Genomic DNA, 2,743 nt, shown 5'->3' on the forward strand with positions numbered 1-2,743 from the left:
GGGCGGCCGTCGGCAGGACGGAGCAGGCGTTCGGCCGTGCCGGGCCCGTCGTGCTCGTCCCGTGCCCGTCGCCCGGTGCGGGCTCCACGTCGGCCACCCTCAGCCCTGCTGGGCGGCCTTGTGGGCCGCGGACAGCTCGAGGTAGACGGAGGCGTTGGTCTTCAGGGACTCGCGCTCCTCGTCCGAGAGCGGGCGGCGCACCTTGGCCGGGACGCCGGCCACCAGCGAGCCCTCGGGGACCTCGGTGCCCTCGAGCACGAGCGCGCCGGCGGCCACGAGGGACCCGGCGCCGATCCGCGCGCCGTTCATGACGGTGGCGGACATGCCGATCAGGCAGTCGTCCCCGACCGTCGCGCCGTGCACCACGGCCGAGTGGCCCACGGAGACGCCGGAGCCCAGCTCGCACGGGAAGCCCTCGTCCGCATGCAGGACCACGTTGTCCTGCAGGTTGGTGCCCTCGCCCACGCGGATGGGAGCGGAGTCGCCGCGCGCGGAGACGCCGTAGAAGGCGGAGGAGCGCTCGGCCATCTCGACGTCGCCGGTGATCGCGGCGGTCGGCGCGAGGAAGACGGACTCGTGGATGCGGGGCGTGACGCCCTTGACGGTGATGATGTGTGCCATGTCACCAGGCTACGGCGGTCCGCCCGCCGCGGGCCAGGCGCGTCCCCGTGGCGGACGGCGTCCGCAGACCGTGCCCGACGACGGGCGGTCACGTCCGTCTGTCAGGCGGCGGGCCGTCGTCGGGAAGGGGGAGCGGGAGCGAGGGTCAGCCGAAGACGACCGTGCGGCGGCCGTCCAGCAGGACGCGGTGCTGGGCGTGCCAGCGGACGGCCTGGACGAGGGTGTCGCCCTCGACGTCCCGGCCGCGGGCCACGAAGTCCGCGGCCGTCTGCGCGTGGGTCACCGGCTGCACGGACTGGGCGATGATCGGGCCCTCGTCCAGGTCCGCGGTGACGTAGTGGGCGGTCGCGCCGATCAGCTTCACCCCGCGCTCGTGGGCCTGGTGGTAGGGGCGGGCGCCCTTGAAGGACGGCAGGAACGAATGGTGGATGTTGATGGCCCGGCCCTGCAGGTCCGCGCAGAGCTCGTCCGAGAGGATCTGCATGTAGCGGGCCAGGACGACCAGGTCGATGTCGAACTCGTCGATGAGCTCGCGCAGGCGGGCCTCGGCCACCGCCTTGGTCTGCGTGCCCGCCGCGGAGACCGGGATGTGGATGAACGGGACCCCGTAGAAGGAGGCCAGCGGCTGCAGGTCCAGGTGGTTGGAGACCACCACCGGCACCTCGATCGGCAGGGTGCCGGTGCGCTGCTGGAACAGCAGGTCGTTGAGCGTGTGGCCGTCCTTGGAGCACATCACGAGCGTGCGGGTGCGCACGGCCGCGTCCCAGAGCTGCAGGTGCATGACGAAGCGCTCGGCGACCGGGGCGAGCGCGGCGTCCACGGCCTCCCGCTCCGCCGGGGTGCGGAACTCCACGCGCATGAAGAACGTGCCCGTGTCCGGGGAGTCGTACTGCTGGGACTCGGTGATGTCCGCATCCACCTGGAGCAGGGCGCCGGAGACGGCGTGGACGATGCCCCGGGTGTTCGCGCAGGACAGGGTCAGGACGAACTCGCCCTCGGAGCGGGAGGAGGGGGCGGTGGCGGAGGGGGCGTCGACGGCGGACATGGCAGACATGAAACCACGGACACGCCAGGGTGAAGGGTGGGGGCTCGGTCGATGACCACAGTGCGGAAGATGTGGCATCCTCGGCCTTGAACTGTCTCCGCGACCGCGGAATGGGCAGTGAGAACTGACCAGAGAGAACACAAGGAGACGTCATGGACAACCCCATCGTCTACGTGCTGATCGCCGCCATCATCGTGGTGCTGATCATCCTCATCATCCTCAGCGTGGTCGCAGGCAGGCGCCGCCGTCAGGCCGAGCTCGAGCAGGAGCTGCGCACCGAGGAGAAGGCCAAGGAGCGCACCGACGTCCGCGACGGCGTGACCTCCCCGGACAAGGCCGCCAAGACCAAGCAGGACGGCAACGGCTCCACGGCCGCGGACGCGAAGACCGATGCCAAGGCCGACGCGAAGACCGATGTCAAGGCCGACGCGAAGACCGATGCCAAGGCCGCAGACACCAAGGGCGCCGGGTCGACCGCACTGGCGGCCGAGGACGGCAAGGACGTGACCGGCGCGGACAAGGCCGGCGTGGACAAGGCCGGCGTGAAGACCGCCGAGACCGAGCACGGCAAGGGCGGCAAGGCCGCGGCCGGTGCCGCCGTCGCCGGCGGTGCTGTGGCCGGTGGTGCCGCTGCCGCCGCCACGAAGAACCCGAAGGACGCCACGGGCGCGAAGGACTCGAAGGACCTCAAGGGTCTCGAGGACGCCAAGGATGCCCAGGGCGTCAAGGACGCCAAGGACGCCAAAGACGCCAAGGATGCCCAGGGCGTCAAGGGCGTCAAGGGCGCCGATGCCGACGCCTCCCGCGGCACCGCGGTGCAGGCCGGCGGCAAGGGCGTGCAGCTCGACGAGGCCGCGGCGGACAAGACCGTCGGCAAGGGCGGCCCCTGGGACACCCCCACCGCCCCGGACGCCGAGGACCCGAACGAGCGCAAGCCGCTGCGCTTCACCAAGGGCGAGAAGGCCGCCGAGACCGGTGCCGCGCGTGACGGCAAGGTCGCGGACGCCCCGAGGGAGACCGGTCAGGGCGGCAACGCCGCAGCCGGTGCCGCCGTCGCCGGTGGCGCCGTGGCCGGTG

Annotated in this window: 2 protein-coding genes and 1 pseudogene; 1 reads left to right on the forward strand and 2 read right to left on the reverse strand. The window is 72.1% G+C overall.

The window, feature by feature from the left end; genetic code table 11:
* Positions 1-99: 99 nt before the first annotated feature.
* Together AC2W7A_RS11345 and purU are read right to left on the reverse strand one after the other, a co-directional pair.
* On the reverse strand, positions 100-621 hold the full coding sequence (locus AC2W7A_RS11345; protein ID WP_485991443.1) for a gamma carbonic anhydrase family protein: 522 nt from the start codon (positions 619-621) through the stop codon (positions 100-102).
* Between the two features lie 145 nt (positions 622-766).
* Complete coding sequence (gene purU, locus AC2W7A_RS11350; protein WP_485991444.1) at positions 767-1,666, reverse strand: formyltetrahydrofolate deformylase; 900 nt, start codon at positions 1,664-1,666, stop codon at positions 767-769.
* 152 nt (positions 1,667-1,818) lie between these two features.
* Here purU and AC2W7A_RS11355 point away from each other — a divergent pair.
* Positions 1,819-2,743, forward strand: a pseudogene (locus AC2W7A_RS11355) (hypothetical protein); the annotation flags it as partial.

The sequence above is a fragment of the Micrococcus sp. LASM2_SD2 genome (assembly GCF_057364565.1).